Annotated in this window: 17 protein-coding genes; 6 read left to right on the top strand and 11 right to left on the bottom strand. The window is 70.1% G+C overall.

All coding sequences use genetic code 11. The features are described from left to right. Positions 1 to 236: 236 nt before the first annotated feature. The 4 genes from AAFF41_RS32450 (at position 237) to AAFF41_RS32435 (ending at position 3,398) form a co-directional block, all read left to right on the top strand. Positions 237 to 1,580, top strand: coding sequence for a cation:proton antiporter (locus tag AAFF41_RS32450; protein ID WP_319746942.1), 1,344 nt, complete (start codon positions 237 to 239; stop codon positions 1,578 to 1,580). Positions 1,581 to 1,759: 179 nt separating this feature from the next. Beyond that, the gene (locus AAFF41_RS32445) at positions 1,760 to 2,317 is read left to right on the top strand and encodes a glycoside hydrolase family 25 protein (RefSeq protein WP_319747416.1); all 558 of its coding nucleotides are present in this window, start codon (positions 1,760 to 1,762) and stop codon (positions 2,315 to 2,317) included. A 108-nt stretch (positions 2,318 to 2,425) separates the two neighbouring features. Then, positions 2,426 to 2,779: a hypothetical protein gene (locus AAFF41_RS32440; protein WP_054234646.1), complete on the top strand. Its 354-nt coding sequence runs from the start codon at positions 2,426 to 2,428 to the stop codon at positions 2,777 to 2,779. A 73-nt stretch (positions 2,780 to 2,852) separates the two neighbouring features. Further along, positions 2,853 to 3,398 (top strand): MOSC domain-containing protein, encoded by a 546-nt coding sequence (locus AAFF41_RS32435; protein ID WP_319746940.1) that lies wholly within the window; start codon positions 2,853 to 2,855, stop codon positions 3,396 to 3,398. Between the two features lie 2 nt (positions 3,399 to 3,400). Here the strand turns inward: AAFF41_RS32435 and AAFF41_RS32430 are convergent, their stop codons facing one another. The 4 genes from AAFF41_RS32430 to AAFF41_RS32415 all read right to left on the bottom strand — a co-directional run bounded on the left by AAFF41_RS32430 (position 3,401) and on the right by AAFF41_RS32415 (position 5,697). Then, positions 3,401 to 4,072, bottom strand: coding sequence for an NADPH-dependent F420 reductase (locus tag AAFF41_RS32430; protein WP_343326387.1), 672 nt, complete (start codon positions 4,070 to 4,072; stop codon positions 3,401 to 3,403). A gap of 60 nt (positions 4,073 to 4,132) precedes the next feature. Then, a complete protein-coding gene (locus AAFF41_RS32425) occupies positions 4,133 to 4,441 on the bottom strand; it encodes a hypothetical protein (protein ID WP_343325059.1) in 309 nt (102 codons plus the stop codon). Between the two features lie 80 nt (positions 4,442 to 4,521). Then, the gene (locus AAFF41_RS32420) at positions 4,522 to 4,734 is read right to left on the bottom strand and encodes an EF-hand domain-containing protein (protein WP_054234650.1); all 213 of its coding nucleotides are present in this window, start codon (positions 4,732 to 4,734) and stop codon (positions 4,522 to 4,524) included. Between the two features lie 48 nt (positions 4,735 to 4,782). Continuing rightward, a complete protein-coding gene (locus tag AAFF41_RS32415) occupies positions 4,783 to 5,697 on the bottom strand; it encodes a helix-turn-helix domain-containing protein (RefSeq protein WP_343325058.1) in 915 nt (304 codons plus the stop codon). A gap of 49 nt (positions 5,698 to 5,746) precedes the next feature. On the opposite strand from AAFF41_RS32415, the gene AAFF41_RS32410 reads away from it, so the two are divergent. Further along, complete coding sequence (locus AAFF41_RS32410) at positions 5,747 to 6,379, top strand: GNAT family N-acetyltransferase (protein ID WP_343326386.1); 633 nt, start codon at positions 5,747 to 5,749, stop codon at positions 6,377 to 6,379. Between the two features lie 3 nt (positions 6,380 to 6,382). On the opposite strand, the gene AAFF41_RS32405 is transcribed toward AAFF41_RS32410, so the two are convergent. The 7 genes from AAFF41_RS32405 to AAFF41_RS32375 all read right to left on the bottom strand — a co-directional run bounded on the left by AAFF41_RS32405 (position 6,383) and on the right by AAFF41_RS32375 (position 13,567). Beyond that, the gene (locus tag AAFF41_RS32405; protein ID WP_319746928.1) at positions 6,383 to 6,991 is read right to left on the bottom strand and encodes an ADP-ribosyltransferase; all 609 of its coding nucleotides are present in this window, start codon (positions 6,989 to 6,991) and stop codon (positions 6,383 to 6,385) included. A 90-nt stretch (positions 6,992 to 7,081) separates the two neighbouring features. After that, positions 7,082 to 8,272 carry a YncE family protein gene (locus AAFF41_RS32400; protein ID WP_343325057.1) on the bottom strand — a complete coding sequence of 397 codons (1,191 nt, stop codon included), beginning with the start codon at positions 8,270 to 8,272 and terminating at the stop codon, positions 7,082 to 7,084. Further along, positions 8,272 to 9,045, bottom strand: a complete 774-nt coding sequence (locus AAFF41_RS32395) for a polysaccharide deacetylase family protein (RefSeq protein ID WP_415925858.1) — start codon at positions 9,043 to 9,045, stop codon at positions 8,272 to 8,274. Before AAFF41_RS32395 ends, AAFF41_RS32400 begins: the two co-directional genes overlap by 1 nt. Positions 9,046 to 9,245: 200 nt before the next feature. After that, on the bottom strand, positions 9,246 to 9,749 hold the full coding sequence (locus AAFF41_RS32390; RefSeq protein ID WP_054234655.1) for an ATP-binding protein: 504 nt from the start codon (positions 9,747 to 9,749) through the stop codon (positions 9,246 to 9,248). 264 nt (positions 9,750 to 10,013) lie between these two features. Continuing rightward, positions 10,014 to 10,781 carry an enoyl-CoA hydratase/isomerase family protein gene (locus AAFF41_RS32385; RefSeq protein WP_319746922.1) on the bottom strand — a complete coding sequence of 256 codons (768 nt, stop codon included), beginning with the start codon at positions 10,779 to 10,781 and terminating at the stop codon, positions 10,014 to 10,016. A gap of 121 nt (positions 10,782 to 10,902) precedes the next feature. Further along, positions 10,903 to 12,147, bottom strand: a complete 1,245-nt coding sequence (locus AAFF41_RS32380) for a L,D-transpeptidase (protein WP_319746920.1) — start codon at positions 12,145 to 12,147, stop codon at positions 10,903 to 10,905. 202 nt (positions 12,148 to 12,349) lie between these two features. Continuing rightward, positions 12,350 to 13,567, bottom strand: a complete 1,218-nt coding sequence (locus AAFF41_RS32375; RefSeq protein ID WP_319746917.1) for a L,D-transpeptidase — start codon at positions 13,565 to 13,567, stop codon at positions 12,350 to 12,352. Between the two features lie 151 nt (positions 13,568 to 13,718). Here AAFF41_RS32375 and glgX point away from each other — a divergent pair, with 151 nt between their 5' ends. After that, entirely contained in the window at positions 13,719 to 15,986 is a 2,268-nt protein-coding gene (gene glgX, locus AAFF41_RS32370) for a glycogen debranching protein GlgX (protein WP_343325056.1), read from the top strand. The last annotated feature ends 14 nt before the right edge of the window (positions 15,987 to 16,000 follow it).

Raw genomic sequence — 16,000 nt, 5'->3', positions numbered from 1 at the left:
CGCGGCCGGCCACGGTGCGCGTCGAGAGCCGACCGGATCGAGTGGGCCCGACGGCACTCTCTTCGGCAACGGCGAACGCACGGCGGCATCCGCCTGGCCGCTCTCGCCCTCGACCTCTTGAGCCGCGGTGTCCACCCCCGCCACCCGTACGACGGCGACGGCCTTTTCTGTACCGCTTCCTCCGGCACCCACCTCGGCGTCCCGTCAGTAACGGCTTCGTACGGAAAGTCGACACATTGGAATCGCATGCCCCTGTTGCCGCCGCGTACGCGCCGTCAGGAAGTCTGCTGGGCGCACTGGCCCTGATCCTCGCGGCCGCTTACGTCTTCGCCTGGCTGGCGCGACGGGTACGGCAGCCCATCGTCGTCGGCGAGATCGTCGCCGGCATTGCGCTCGGCCCCAGCGTGCTGGGGCTGTTCCCGGGCGACTTGGTCGACCTCGCGTTTCCCGCGGACGTCAGGCCCTGTCTGCAAGTCCTTGCCCAGCTCGGACTCGTTCTCTTCATGTTCGATGTCGGCTACCACTTCGACAGCTCGCGGCTGAAAGGCCACGGACGCCAGGTGATGGCGGTGTCCCTCAGTTCGGTCGCGCTGCCCTTCGCGCTCGGAGCGGGACTGGCCTGCGCGACAGCCCCCTGGTTCGACCGCTCCGCGATGACGGCGGACGGCCTGCTGGTGCCCGCCCTGTTCCTGGGCGCGGCCATGTCCATCACGGCGTTTCCGGTGCTTGCGCGGATCATCGGCGAGCGGGGCCTGCAGCAGGACCGCATCGGAGCCATGGCTTTGGCGTGCGCCGCCATCCAGGACGTCCTGGCCTGGACTGTGCTGGCGGTGGTCGTCGCGCTCGCGAACAGCACGGGTGCCGGACCGCTGTTACGCATGGCCGTCGCGTCGGTTGCGCTGCTGGTCGGTCTGCACTACGTGGTCCGCCCCGCGTTGACCTGGTTGTTCGCTCCAGAGCGCCGACGGGCGGGCAGCGCCCTCACCCAGGCGGTACTGGTCGTCGGCCTCCTGCTGAGCGCCTGGACCACCGAGGCGATCGGCCTGCACGCGGTGTTCGGCGCATTCGCCTTCGGCGCGATCGTCCCGCGCGCGCGGATCGACGCCACGGCTCCTCAGGTCCCTGAACGCCTTGAGCAGATCAGCCTCTTCCTGCTGCCCGTGTTCTTCATCGTCACCGGTCTGTCGGTGAACCTCGGCGGACTCGGCGGACCGGGACTGCTCCTCCTCCTGGCCGTACTCCTCGTGGCCTGCTTCGGGAAGTTCGTCGGCGCTGCGAGCGCCGCACGACTCACCGGCGCCACCAAACGGGAGGCGGCTACTCTCGGCGTACTGCTCAACGCCCGCGGCCTCACGGAACTCGTCATCCTCAACGTCGGACTCGCGCTCGGCGTCCTCGACGGCCGGCTGTTCACCGGCATGGTCGTGATGGCGGTCGTGACCACGATCATGACCGGACCGCTGCTGGACCGCTTCCACCCGACGGCAGGGACCCTGTCGGTGCACGGCGTGGAGGCCACTCGTACCTGCGCGGCCAAGAGCGACCGCGGTCTCGTGCCGTCGCAGGACGACACCACCTGAGCGCCGAAGGCGGGTGACGGGCGGGCCGTGACGGAACGACGGCGGTAGCAAGGGTTCCGCGTCCGGGCCGGTGTTCGAGGGTGTGGTGGGGGAAGCAGGGGCATCTGACAAGTAGTCGGCCCCCGCACGTATCAGGCAGGACGGTACGTGTACATCCCCCACGCATGGAGGAGTCGCCCATGCTGCGCGGCATCGACGTCAGCGCCTACCAGTCGTCCGCTTTCTCCACCGACGGTCTCTCGTTCGTCTTCGTCAAGGCGACGGAGGGCCATACGTACGTCAATCCGAAACTCACGGCACAGGTGAAGACGGCCCGGGACGCCGGGTGCGTGGTCGGGTTCTACCACTTCCTGTGGCCCGGCAACATCGCCGCCCAGGCCGAGTACTTCGTCGGCAAGGCCCCCGAGAAGGCCGGGGACCTGCTCGCCGTCGACTGGGAGGCCACGGGTGACGGCACGCACGCGAGCAACGCCGAGAAGGACCGTTTCATCCGGATGGTGAAGCAGCATCGGCCGAACCACCGAGTCCTCCTCTACACCAACCGCGACTACTGGCTCACCGTCGACACCACCTCGTACGCCGGAGACGGGCTGTGGATCGCCGACTACGTGACCGCGGGCCAGCCCCGTATCAAAGCCTCGTGGCGATTCCACCAGTTCACCGACGAGCCCCTGGACAGGGACGTCGCGAACTTCGACAGCAAGGCCGCGCTGAAGGAGTGGGCGACGGGGGGCTGACGGCCGGCCGCCGCCCGCCGCGGAACGGACGGAAACCTCGTGGCCGCCGGCTCACGACGCCGGTATCGTCCGGGCTCCCCCGTACCTCCCCCTTCGAAAGCGGTGCGCATGTCCAGCCAGCCGGCGACCACGACCCTGTGGCGCCCCACCGGCCCCGAGGAGCTGGACCTGGTCCGGCAGTCGGGGTGGCGCGCCTGGCCACCCCGACTGCCCGAGCAGCCGATCTTCTATCCGGTGCTCAACGAGGACTACGCGATCAGGATCGCGCGGGACTGGAACGTGAAGCACAGTGGCGCCGGCTACGTCACTCGCTTCGAGGTCGAGTCGGAGTTCCTGAGTCGGTACCCCGTCCAGCAGGTCGGCGGGCGGACCATCCTCGAGTTGTGGGTGCCGGCCGAGGAACTCCACGAGTTCAACGCCCACATCGTCGGAGAGATCCGGCTGACCCATGAGTTCTCCTGACGCATACGCGTCGACGCGTAGGCTCTGACCTGCGGCTCGGTGGGAGCTGCCGAAGAGAGGGGAGCTCTCGCGGATGGGCGGGGCGGTCACGGCGGTCAGCAGTAACGGGACGTATTCCTTCACCAAGCCGAACCGGGAGAGCATCACGCTGCTCGCCGGGCTCGGGGTGGAGGGTGATGTGCACGCGGGAACCACCGTGAAGCACCGGTTCCGGATGGCGAAGGACCCGTCGCAGGTGAACCTTCGGCAGGTGCACCTCATGCACGAGGAGCTGTTCGACGAGCTGCGCGAGAGCGGCTTCACCGTCGCTCCCGGGGAACTCGGGGAGAACGTCACCACCCGGGGTGTCGATCTGCTGGGCCTGCCGGTGGGCACGCTGCTGCGTCTCGGGGGCGAGGCCGTCGTGGAGATCACCGGGCTGCGCAATCCCTGCGCACAGATCGACGACTTCCAGAAGGGGCTGCTCAAGCAGGTCGTCGGGAGGGACGAGGACGGCGGCGGTGTCGTCTACAAGTCCGGTGTCATGAGCGTCGTACGGGAAGGCGGTGTGGTGCGGCCCGGGGACCCCGTCGAGATCGAGTTGCCGGTCGGGCCGCACCTTCCGCTGCGGATCGTCTGACGTTACGCGCGGAAGTCCGCGGAGCGCTCCCGGGACGCCTGGGCCAGCGCCTCGGTCACCTCCTCGACGCCCTTCTGGAGGCCGTATACCGGGGTGCCGGGCTGCTGGCGCCAGGAGTCGTCGAGGCCGCCCGCGTCGACCGTGTCGAAGCCGAGTTCGTCGATGAGCTCACGTACGACGCGCTTGGCGGCCTCGTCGTCACCGGCCACCGGCAGCGCCAGGCGGTCGGGGGCACCGGCCGGACGGTGCCGGTCCAGGATGTCCTGGGCGTACGTGCCGTTGAACGCCTTGACGACGGTGTGGCCGATCTGCCGGGCCGTCCAGCCGCTCTCGGTCAGGCCCTCGTCCTCGATCGCGGCGATCCTGCCGTCACGCTGTTTGGGGTAGTAGTTGCCGGTGTCGATGACGGCGACGCCCTCGGCGGCCTGGTCCACGAGCCCGTGCGGCAGGTTCGGGACCGCCTTCAGGGGAACCGTGACGACGACGACCTCGGCGTCGCGCGCCGCGTCCTCGACCTTGACGGGGGTCGCCCCGGTCTCCTCGGCGAGCGCGGTGAGGGTCTCCGGACCGCGGGAGTTCGCGACGGAGACGTCGTGTCCGAGGGCGGTGAGCCGTCGGGTGAGGTTGCCGCCGATGTTGCCCGCTCCGATGATGCCGATCTTCATGATGGACAGGCCCTTCCGAGGTTGACGCCACTGGACTGACGATGATCATCAACCGTGGTACAGGCACGCCTATTCCAGGACGTACGGCGTTCGGGTGACGGGCCGCCGCAACAGGGCGAGCGTCTCCTCCAGCTCCTCTCGGAGCACCGTCCCCGCCGTGTCCGCGTCCCCGTCCGCGACGGCCCGTACCAGCGCCGCGTGGACGTCGTCGCCCGTGTTGGGGTCGTGCTCCCGCACCCCCACCAGGTCCAGCATCTCGATCAGGCCCGCGGCGCGGCGCAGCCGGCCTTCGCGGAGGCGCTGGAGGCCGGGCGCCGCCGACGCCTGGAGAGCGGCCACGCTTGCGGCGACCGTGGTGCGGTCACGGCTCCTGCGCACCGCGCGCGGCATGACGAAGGGGCGCCCGCCGGATGGTCGGCGGGCGCCCCGGTGTCCGGGTCACCTGGTCAGGGCCCGGGTCACTTGTTCAGGTGGGTCCAGAACTCGTCGAACGAGAGGACCTTGTCCCCGTTGAGGTCGCGGGTGGCGATGATGGCCTCCGCCACCGAGTCGGTGACGTTCCAGTCGCCGCCCTGGGCGAGGGCGCTCTTGAACTCGGCCGCGGTGATGAAACCGTCACCGTCCGAATCGATCCGCTCGAACTGCTTGCGTGCTTCCTCGATGTCCGCCACCGATCCGCCCCTTCGTAGTGCATGACAGCTGTATTGACGGAGGTCAGATTAACGGTCCGCGCCGGCCCTCAGTGCGGCGACCACCCAGCCGAACTCCGCACGGTGCACGGACGGGGTCCCCGCGCCCTTCACCGTGGACAGCAACTCCCGGTACCGGGCGAGCCGGTCGTTGGACGCCGACTCCATGCGTTCGAGGACGGCGGCCGGATCGCCGTCCCCCAGCACCTCCCGCAGGAGCGCCGCCGCCTCCGGCGACTCGGGGGCGATTCCCCGGGCGCGGGCCTCGGTCCCCAACCGGAGCAGGCGCATGGGGAACCACACGGATCGCCCGGCGGCCGCGGCGTGGTCCCGGTCGGCCGCGTTGAACTCGACCACCTCGCGCATCTGCGCCCGGAACTCCGGATCCTGGACCATCTCCGCCAGCTCCACCCAGGCGTCCACCTGCTCTGGGGTCGGCTCCTGAGGCAGGTCCACCGCGGTGGAGCGCATCCGCTCCTGGATGGCCGGATCCACGGAGTCGAGCCCGTGGAACAGCTCCTCCACGAACTCCTCCATGATCCGTTTTCGTTCGGCGGCCGACAGCCGCGCCAGTGTGTTCATGAGCGTCATCTCCTCCGCGGTCGAACCGCGTCGCGCCACGGACGACAGCACCGCCCTCGTCACCTTCAGCGAGCTGATCTGCGCGTCCAGCGCCGCCACATGGGCGGCGGCCACCTCCGCGACCGTCGTCTCGCCGGCCAGCACCTTGCGTACGGCGTCCAGACCGAGGCCCAGTTCGCGCAGGGTGCGGATCAGTTCGAGGCGGGCCACGGACGCGGCGTCGTACAGCCGGTAGCCGCCCGCGGAGCGGGCCACCGGGGGCAGGGCGCCCTCGTCCGACCAGTAGCGGATGGTGCGCACGGTCAGTCCGGTGGCCCGGGCCAGCTCGCCGATGGTGAGAAGTCCGGTGCCGTCGTCGATCATGTCTGCGAGTCTGGGCCTTCCAGTGGGTGGAGACTCAAGGAGCGCGGTGGTGGAGACTCTTCGGGACATTCTCGACGCGGCCGCACGGGGCGTCTTCCCGCCGCCGGACGGTCGTACGACCGTCGTGGCGCAGGCGTCCCACCGGGACGCGGGTGTGCTCGCCTTCACCGCGCACGCGGTGGTCTTCACGGACGAGGATCCGCGGTGGGTGCACGACACGCTGGCCACCGTGCCGTGCGACGCCCTCGCCGCGCCGATGAACGCGCGGTTCCTGGCGGCCTTCCTCGAGCGGACGGGGCGTACGTCCGAGACGATCGACGCGATGCTCGTGGGCTCTCCCCTGCCGGGCGAGCCGGCGCTCCCGCTGCGGGAGATCACGGACGGCGAGCATCCGCGGATCGTGTACGCCCGTAGGCGCCGTGCCGACGTACGCGCGTGGACGACGGAGGGCGGTGTGCTGGTGCTGGGGCGAGGGATCGCGGGGCGGCTCGAGGTCTCCGTCGAGGTGGACGACGGAGTACGGCACCGAGGCCTGGGCCGGGCCCTGGTGACGGCGGCCCGGCAGCTCGCCCCGGAGCCGCTGTGGGCCCAGGTCGCGCCGGGGAACGCCCGCAGCATGCGGGCGTTCCAGGCGGCCGGTTACCGTCCCGTGGGCTCGGAGGCGCTGCTCATCGCCGGATAGGCCTCAGTGCCAGGGCTCGTAGTACGGGTTGCTCTCGCAGTCGCTCATGATCTCGGTCTTGGTCTTCTTGTCGACCGGGCAGACGCCGATGATGTACTGGCGCGCGATACCGCCGGGGAAGGCGACCTCGACCTGGTCGGCCCACTTGTGGGTGTCACCGATGGTCTTGTTGACGTCGACGCCGCCGGGCGCGTCGATGTAGTAGTTGAAGCCCGACTTGTACCAGGTCTTGTACAGGTCGTGGTCGTACGTCGTCGACACGTACGGCGAGGGCTGGTTGACCAGGACGTACTGCTCGATGTCGTACTGCCCGTTGATGACGTCCTTGGGGTGGAAGCCCTGCTCGAAGACGGTGTCGGGGCCCCGGCTGTCGCTGCGGTACAGCGTGCCGCAGGTCTTGCGCCAGACCGGCTCTGGGGTGATGCGGTCGACCTCCACGCGGTGGTCGGCGGCGGCCTTGACCGGGTCGTCGAACTGGGGACAGGCGGGCGCGACGGCCTTGGCGAGCGGGGCGGCGGGGGTCGCGGGGAGCGTCGCGGCGGAGGTCGCGAAGACGGCCGAGAGGGAGACGACGACGGCTGCGGCCCGCCGCCGCAGGCGAGTTGTGATCATGGGGAGCACGATCTCGGTTCTGCGGCGGCGGGCCGGGGATCCTCACTCGTACGGCGGCGTGTCACCGCCTTCCGGTCGACCGGGCGTGGATCAGCGGAAGACGCCGGTGTGGCCGAGCGAGTAGCGGCCCGGCTGCGGGTAGACGGCCAGGCCGTGCGGGCCGCTGCCGACCGGGATGCGGGCCAGCTGGACGCCGGTGCGGGTGTCGATGGCGTACACCTCGGAGTTGTAGCGGCCCGACAGCCACAGGACCTTGCCGTCGGCGGAGACGCCGCCCATGTCGGGGCTGCCGCCGTGCGGCAGGCGCCACTTCTTGGTCAGCCTGTTCTGGGCGAAGTCGAAGACGGAGATGGTGCCCTCGCCCCGGTTGGAGATGTACATCTCGCGCGAGTCACGGCTGACGTACAGCCCGTGGCAGCCCTTGCCGGTCGGGAGGAAGGACGGCTTCGTGAACTTGTCCCCGTCGAGGATCCACACGCCGTTGGCCACCATGTCGGCGATGTAGTACCGCTTGCCGTCGGGGGAGATCTTGACGTCCTGCGGCATGGCGCCGCGGAAGGGCAGCTTCTCCTGGGCGATCACCTTCATCCGCGCGGTGTCGACCTTCAGCAGTTCGCCGCTGAACTCGCAGGAGACGATGAAGTAGCGGCCGTCGAGGGAGAAGTCGGCGTGGTTGACGCCGTAGCAGCTGACCGGCTCGGTCTTCACGCGATCCATGGTGTGCGCGTCGCGGAAGACCAGCTGGCGGTCGAGGGAGGCCATGACGATCGCGTACTTGCCGTCGGGCGTGAAGTACAGGTTGTACGGGTCGTGCACGTCGACGGTCTTGCCCGCCTTGCCGGTCCTCGGGTCGATGGGGGTGAGGGTGTTGCCCCGGTCGTTGTTGACCCAGAGCGTCTTCATGTCCCAGGAGGGGACGACGTGCTGGGGCTGCGCGCCGACCCGGATCGTCTCGATGACCTCGTACGTCTTCGGGTCGATCACGGAGACCGTGTTGGAGTTGGTGTTGGGGACGTACACGCGGGACGGGAAGTCCTTGACGACCGGCGAGAGCTTGTTCGGCCGGTCGGCGGCGTAGACGTCCCTCGGGTCGAGCACGGGCGGCATGCCGGGCAGGCCGTCGGGCTGCTTCGGCTGGGCCGGTTTGACGGCGGCCTGGGTGCCGACGGCCTCGTGCGCGGTGTTCTTGGACTCGCCGTCGCAGCCCGGAAGTACGGCGAGTGCGGCGAGTACCGCGCCCGTGAGCAGGGCGCGCTTCGTGAGGTTCCGGTTGCGGTGCATCAGCTCAGCAGCTCCGTGGTGGTGACCGCGCGCAGACCGCGGCGGCCGAGTTCTTCCAGGACGGCGGGGAGCGCGGCGACCGTGTCCGCGTACCCGAAGTGCATGCTCACCACGGATCCCTCGCGGACCCCGCCGATGACCTGGCGGGTGACGGCGGGGGCGCCCGGCGAGGTGTAGTCGAGCGAGTCGACGTCGTAGGAGAGGACGTGCGGGTAGCCCACGCGGCGGGCCACGCCCGCCACGAGGGCGGAGGCGGTCGGGGTACGGGAGGGCCTGAACCAGGTGCCGATGGACCCGGTCAGCCGCCGCAGCCGGTCCGCGCAGCCCCGGATCTCGGCCTCCGCGTCCGCCTCGGACATCGCGTTGACGGCGAGGTGGCGCAGGGTGTGATTGCCGAGGTCGTGGCCGCCGTCGAGGATGCGGCGGGCGATGTCGGGGTGCTCGTCGAGCCAACTGCCCACCGCGAGCACGGTGACCCGGGCGCCGGCCTTCTCCGCCTCGCCGAGCAGTGCCTTGGCGACGGCCGGGTCGCCCTGGCCGTGGAAGGTGAGGGCGACCCGGGGACGGTCGCGGGGGCCGTGGGTGATCTCGGCGGGCTGCTGCGGGAAGCGGCGGGGCGCGGGCGCGGCGGCGGGCTTGGCAGAGGGGTTCGGGGAGGCGTTCGCCGAGGGAGAGACGGCCGTGCGGGACACGGCGACCGGGTGGGCGACGACGCCGGTCGTGGAACACCCCGCGGCGAGTGTCCCGGCGGCGAGCGCGACACCCGAGCGCAGCGCCGCACGCCGATCCGGAACCGTACGAGGATCCGGCGCCGCGCGCGCGACGCTTCCGTCGGGGCTTCCGTCGAGGGACGGCTGAGGGGGACGAGCGGGCGTGATCACCCGCACCATTTAAGGGTGTAATGGTAAGAAAACGGGCGATTGGTCCGATTGATGAAGGTGCGGGTCGCGGTGCGGACCCCGGGGACGAGCGGTCAGCGATCGGCGACGCGCATCTCGAACCAGGTGGTCTTGCCGCGAGGCAGGAGGTCGACCCCCCAGCGGTCGGAGAGCTTGTCGACGAGAAAGAGACCGCGGCCGCTCAGGTCCATCTCCTGGACCGGCATCAGACAGGGAAGACCGCGGGAGGGGTCACGGACCTCGACACGGATCCAGCCCCGGCGGCGCCGCATCCGAAGTCCGAAGACGCGGGCGCCCGTGTGCCGTACGGCGTTGCCGACGAGTTCGGACACCAGTAACACGGCGTCCTCGGTCATCTTCGGGGAGAGCCCCCAGTGCCGCAGGACGATGACCTGGGTGAGCCGCCGCGCGGTGGCGGCGGACTCGGGGCGGGACGGCAGCGGGACCTCGCCCTCCGTCGGGTTGCCGAACAACTCGAGCGCCTTGAGTGCCCGCTCGTCCTCGACCGCAGGCGACCAGCGCGCCGCGGTCGCACTCCCGTGCCGCCGCGGCTGTTCGATACCCTCCAGCCCCGCCATGCCCCCCATCATGGCCGCCCAGAGCCCGCTTCGGGGCCGTTCCGGAGGAATACACCCCCCGGAACCGCCCATTCCGCACCATCCTGTCGGCATATGCCCCGGGCAGTTCGGGGCTCGTCAAGGCCCATCTGACCTGCCGGAACGACCCAGTTGACGGCAATCGCCAGTAGCCCCCGACAAGGCAGACTTAAGGTTCCCTTAAGGCTGGCATAAACAAGCCCTTCGGGGGACACCGGATAAGACGTCGCGTCAACTGCAAGGCGATCAGAGGAACTTCGCCTTCCCCGGCCCCTCCTCCACGAAGCTGCGCATGCCGCGCTCTCGGTCCTCGGTCGCGAACAGCCCCGCGAACCAGTTCCGTTCAATCGCGAGCCCCGTCTCGAGATCGGTCTCCAGACCCGCGTCGATGGACTCCTTGGCGGCGCGCAGCGCGAGCGCGGGACCCTGCGCCAGCTTCGCGGCCCACGCGTGTGCCTGGGTGTACACCTCGTCGGCCGGGACGACCCGGTCCACAAGACCGAGCGACAGCGCCTCGTCGGCCTTCACCATCCGCCCCGTGAAGATGAGGTCCTTCGCCTTGGAGGGGCCGATCAGACGGGACAGGCGCTGGGTGCCGCCGGCGCCGGGGATCAGTCCCAGCAGGATCTCCGGCTGGCCGAGCTTGGCGTTGTCCGCGGCGATACGGAAGTCCGCGCATAGCGCCAACTCGCAGCCACCGCCCAGCGCGTACCCGGTGACGGCGGCGACGACCGGCTTGGGGATACGGGCCACGGCGCTGAAGGAGTCCTGCAGACCACGGGACCGCACGACCATCGCCGCGTGGTCCATGGCCTGCATCTCCTTGATGTCCGCGCCCGCCGCGAACACCTTCTCGCCGCCGTAGATGACCACGGCGCGCACGTCCTCGCGGCGGGTGGCCTCCTCGGCGAGCTCCTTGAGCCGGTCCTGTGTGGCGACGTCCAGCGCGTTCATGGGCGGGCGGTCCAGGCGGAGGGTGCCGACGCCTTCGGCCACTTCGAGATGCACAGTCATGAAGGCACCGTATCGGGGGTTGTCCCCCGGGGCAGGTGCAGCACGGGGACCAACGACAACGGGCCCGGTGTACTCGGTCACAGAGGTGACCTGGCACAGCGGGCCCGTCGAGGCGAAAAGGTCAGGCGGTCCAGGCCGACCAGGACATGTTCCAGCCGTTGAGGCCGTTGTCCGGGGCGACCGTCTTGTCGTGGGAGTTCTTCACGATCACCACGTCACCGGTGATGGAGTGGTCGAAGAACCAGGCGGCGGGCGCACTGCGGTCGCCGCCGCCACGCACGTCACGCAGGCCCACGCAGCCGTGGCTGGCGTTGTAGTTGCCGAAGGCGTCGCCGCCCCAGTAGTTGCCGTGGATGAAGGTGCCGGAGTCGGTCAGGCGCTGGGCGTCGGGCACGTCCTTGATGTCGTACTCGCCGCCGTAGCCGACCGTCTCACCGTTCATACGGGTCACCCGGAGCTGCTCGCTGATGACCATCTGGCCGTTCCAGGTGTCGTAGCCCGGCTTGCCCGTGGTGATCGGGATGGTCTTGATGACCTTGCCGTCGCGCTTGACGACCATCTTGTGGGTCTTGGCGTCGACCGTGGAGACCTGGCTGCGGCCGATCGTGAAGGTCACGGTCTTGGCCTGCTTGCCGTAGACCCCGGGCCGGCCCTCGACGCCGTCGAGGTTGAGGGTGACGGTGACCTTCGTGCCGGCCTTCCAGTACTGCTCGGGACGGAAGTCGAGGCGGTCGTTGCCGAACCAGTGGCCCTGGACGTCGACGGCCGGCTCGGTCTTGATCTTGATGGCCTTCTCGACGGCGTCCGGGTGCGTGATGCCCCGGGTGAAGCGGACCGAGAAGGGCATGCCGACGCCGACCTTGGAACCGTCCTCGGGCGTGAACATACCGACGAAGGTGTTCTTCGGGGTCAGCGTGGTGAAGGCGGACTCCTCGGCGGCCTCACGGCCGTCGGCGTCCTTGGCCACCGCGTGGACCTTGTACTTGGTGGCGGAGGCGAGGTGGGTCGAGGGCGTCCAGGTGGCACCCCCGCCGGTTATCGCGCCGTCGACCGCGTTGCCCCTGCCGTCCTTGACCGTGACCTCGGTCAGCTTGCCCTTGGCCGCGGTGACCTTGAGGGCCCCGCTGGTGGCCACGCCGTTCGTGCCGTCCTTCGGGGCGATGGTCACCACGGCCTGCGAGACCTTGGTGTCGGCCTTGGTGGAGCTGCCCGTGCTCCTGCCCTTGCCGTTCCCGGAGTCCGAGCCCCCTCCCCCGCCGCACGCGGTCACGGCGAGCAGCAGCACGCCCAGCAGCAGCGCCAGGATCCCCTTGCTCCCCCGTGCCCGCGTTCCAACCGACGCCCCCGATATCGGTCGCCCGTTCAAGTCTGTTCTCCCCTCGCACGGCCTGATCAGGCCCGCACCCCAGCGCGTCGCCGCGCGTATCGCGCTAATTAATCACACGGCTCTGAGAGATGGCTCCCCGGGATTGTCACCGTTCAGTCCCAAGTTCGACCGTGTGGGGGCGCGCTGGAGTCCCCTGCCCTACGACACGTACGTACCCCTTTGACCGGGCCGCTTCGCCGGGCTACTTCACCGCGCTGCCCGCCTTCCACTCCTTCCAGTCCATGTTCCAGCCTCCGAGGCCGTTGTCGGGAGCGACTTCCTTGTCGTCGCTGTTGACGACCTCGATGACGTCGCCGATGAGACTGCGGTCGAAGAACCAGCCCGCGGGGGAGTCGGAGCTGCCGCCCTTCACGTCCTGGAGACCGACGCAGCCGTGGCTGACGTTGCTGTTGCCGAAGACGCCCGAGGCCCAGTAGTTGCCGTGCACGAAGGTCCCGGAGTCGGTGAGGCGCATCGCGTGCGGGACGTCCGGGATGTCGTACTCGCCGCCGAAGCCGACCGTGCGGCTGTTCATCCGGGTCACGTCCAGCATCTCCATGACGACCATCTTCCCGTTGTACGTCGTCCTCTTGGGGGCGCCCGCCGTGATCGGCACCGTGGCGAGGAGGTCGCCGTCGCGGCGTACCTCCATGGTGTGCGCGGCGGCGTCCACCAGCGAGACCTGGCTGCGTCCGATGGTGAACGAGAAGGTCCTGTACTGGAGTCCGTAGACCCCCTTCGCCGCCTCGACGTCGCGCAGCCGCAGCCCGACGGTGACCTTCGTGCCCGGTTTCCAGTACTTCTCGGGCCGGAAGTCGACGCGGCTCTTGCCGAACCAGTGCGGACGGACCTCGACCGCGGGGCTGGCCTCGATGTGGATCGCGCGCTCGACGGCGGACCGGTTCTCGATCTCCCGGTTGAACGCGAGGGAGACGATCATGCCGGTGCCGACGGTGGACCGGTTCTCCGGCGTCACGTATCCGATGAACCGCTCCTCGGGGACGTAGGTCGTGAACGTCGTGTGCCGCGCCGAGCGCCGCCCCTGCCCGTCGAGGGCCACCACGTCCACGGTGTACTTGGCGGCGAGCGCGAGCCGCGGATCGTCGGGGGCCCAGGTCAGGCCGTCGGCGGAGATGTGCCCGGGCACCGCGGACTCCTGCGCGTCCTGGTCCTTGACGACCTGCACGGACTCCAGACGCCCGTCGGGTACCCGCACCCGCAGCGCCTGTCGCGGGCGTACGCCCTTGCTGTTGTCGTCGGGAGAGATCCGGATGACGTCCTCGGCGGCGGGGGGTTTGCCGAGCACCTCCTCCATCCCGTGCGAGGTGCAGCCGGCGGCTCCGGCGAGCAGGCCGGCCCAGGTCAGTACGGCGGCCAGCGCGGCCCCTGCGTGCCGCGCGCGTGTCTGTTCGTGCTTCACAGCGGGCCCAACGAGTGTGCACCTCTGGGGAAACGTGAGTGCGAGCCAAGCGCTGGGCAGAACAGTGGGGAGGACGACGCGAAGGGGAGCCGCGGCCGGGACGCCGCACGCTCCTCTTCCGGCCGTCCACCGAGCCGCAGGAGGCTGAACGGTGTCGAGCGCAGCCGAGCAGGAGGCAGTGCCGGAGGGGCGGGCCACGGGTGAGAAGCTGCCCGCGCAGTCGTCTCCCGTACTGAACGGCGCCCAGCGGGCACCGTCGCCCGCCGTGTCCGTGTGGCCAGGCGCCCCGACCCCGCTCGGGGCGCGCTTCCGCGTCGGCCCCGACGGCGCGGCGGGCACCAACTTCGCCCTGTGGGCGGGCGGGGCGGAGGCCGTCGACCTCTGTCTCTTCGACGAGCGGGACGGCGAGGTCCACGAGACACGCGTACCGCTCACCGAGCTGACCCACGAGATCTGGCACGGCTTCGTCCCCGGCGTGCTGCCCGGCCGCCGCTACGGCTACCGCGTGCACGGCCGCTGGGACCCGTGGACCGGCGCCCGCTGGAACCCGGCGAAGCTGCTCCTCGACCCGTACGCCCGTGCGGTGGACGGCGACTTCAGTCTGCCGCCCGAGGTGTACGGGCATGTCCGGGACTGGCCCCAGCAGCAGGTCGCGGACACCGTGCGCGACGACCGGGACTCGGCGCCCTACGTCCCCAAGGGCGTCGTCGTCCACGATGACGACGACTGGTCGGACGACCACCGCCCGAAGACCCCGTGGGCGGACTCGGTGATCTACGAGCTGCACGTCCGCGGCTTCACACGGCTGCACCCCGGGATCCCGGAGGAACTGCGCGGGACCTACGCCGGGCTCGCCCACCCGGCGGCGATCGAGCACCTGGTCGGGCTGGGCGTCACGGCCGTGGAACTCCTGCCCGTCCATCAGTTCGCCCACGAGGACCACCTCCTGCGGCGCGGAATGAAGAACTACTGGGGCTACAACTCGATCGGCTACTTCGCCCCGCACGCGGGCTACGCGTCCTCCGGGACGACGGGACAGCAGGTCGGCGAGTTCAAGCGGATGGTGCGGGCGCTGCACACGGCCGGTATCGAGGTGATCCTCGACGTGGTCTACAACCACACGGCGGAGGCCGGCGAGTTGGGCCCGATGCTGTCCCTTCGCGGCATAGACAACCGGGGCTATTACCGGCTCCAGTCGGACGCCCGCCGGTACGCCGACTACACGGGCTGCGGCAACACGCTGCACGTGGTGCAGCCGCACGTCCTGCGCCTGATCACGGACTCGCTGCGGTACTGGGTGACGGAGATGGGGGTGGACGGCTTCCGCTTCGACCTGGCGGCGGCGCTGGCCCGCTCGATGCACGACGTCGACATGCTCTCCCCCTTCCTCGCGGTCATCGCCCAGGACCCGGTCCTGCGTCGGGTGAAGCTGATCGCCGAACCGTGGGACGTCGGTTCCGGCGGCTACCAGGTGGGCGCCTTCCCGCCCCTGTGGACGGAGTGGAACGACCGCTATCGCAACGCGGTCCGGGACTTCTGGCGGGGCGCGCACCCGGACGTACGGGACCTGGGGTACCGCCTCTCGGGGTCGAGCGACCTGTACGCGTGGGGCGGGCGGCGCCCCTATGCCTCGGTGAACTTCGTGACCGCCCACGACGGCTTCACGCTGCGCGACCTCGTCTCCTACGAGCGCAAGCACAACGAGGCCAACGGGGAGGGGAACCGGGACGGCACGAACGACAACCGGGCCTGGAACTGCGGGGCGGAGGGGGAGACGGACGAAGAGCGGGTACGGGGGTTGCGGCGGCGCCAGTTGCGGAACCTGCTGACGACGTTGCTGCTGTCCACCGGAGTGCCGATGCTCGTCGCGGGGGACGAGTTCGGACGCACCCAGCGCGGCAACAACAACGCGTACTGCCAGGACAACGAGATCAGCTGGGTCGACTGGAGCCTGCTGGAGGAACCGGGCTGGCGGGCCCTGTTCGACCTCACCTCACGTCTGATCGCGCTGCGGCACCGGCACCCCGTGCTGCGGCGCCGCGCGTTCTTCTCCGGCCGGGCCCATTCCGTGGACGGGTTGCGAGACCTGGCGTGGTTCACCCCCCGCGGGACGGAGATGACGGAACGGGACTGGTACGCACCGGCCGCGACGCTGGGGATGTACCTCTCCGGCCGGGACATCCCCGGACGCGACGCCCGAGGAGCGCCGGTCGTGGACGACAGCTTCCTCGCGGTGCTGCACGCCGGGGACCGTCCGGTGAGCTTCGTCCTGCCGGGGCCTCCGTGGGCCTCGCGCTACGAAATCGTGGTCGACACCTCGACGGAGGATCAGGCGCGGGCGCCGGGCGTGATCCACCGCGCGGGCGGCACGGTCACCGTGCCGGCACGGGCGGTGCTGTTGCTACGGGTGGTGGGCTGAGGCCTTCAGGGGCG

The organism is Streptomyces mirabilis (assembly GCF_039503195.1).
GTDB lineage: Bacteria > Actinomycetota > Actinomycetes > Streptomycetales > Streptomycetaceae > Streptomyces > Streptomyces mirabilis_D.
The sequence above is the reverse complement of the archived record's forward strand: the minus strand, read 5'-3'. Positions and strand labels throughout refer to the sequence as shown.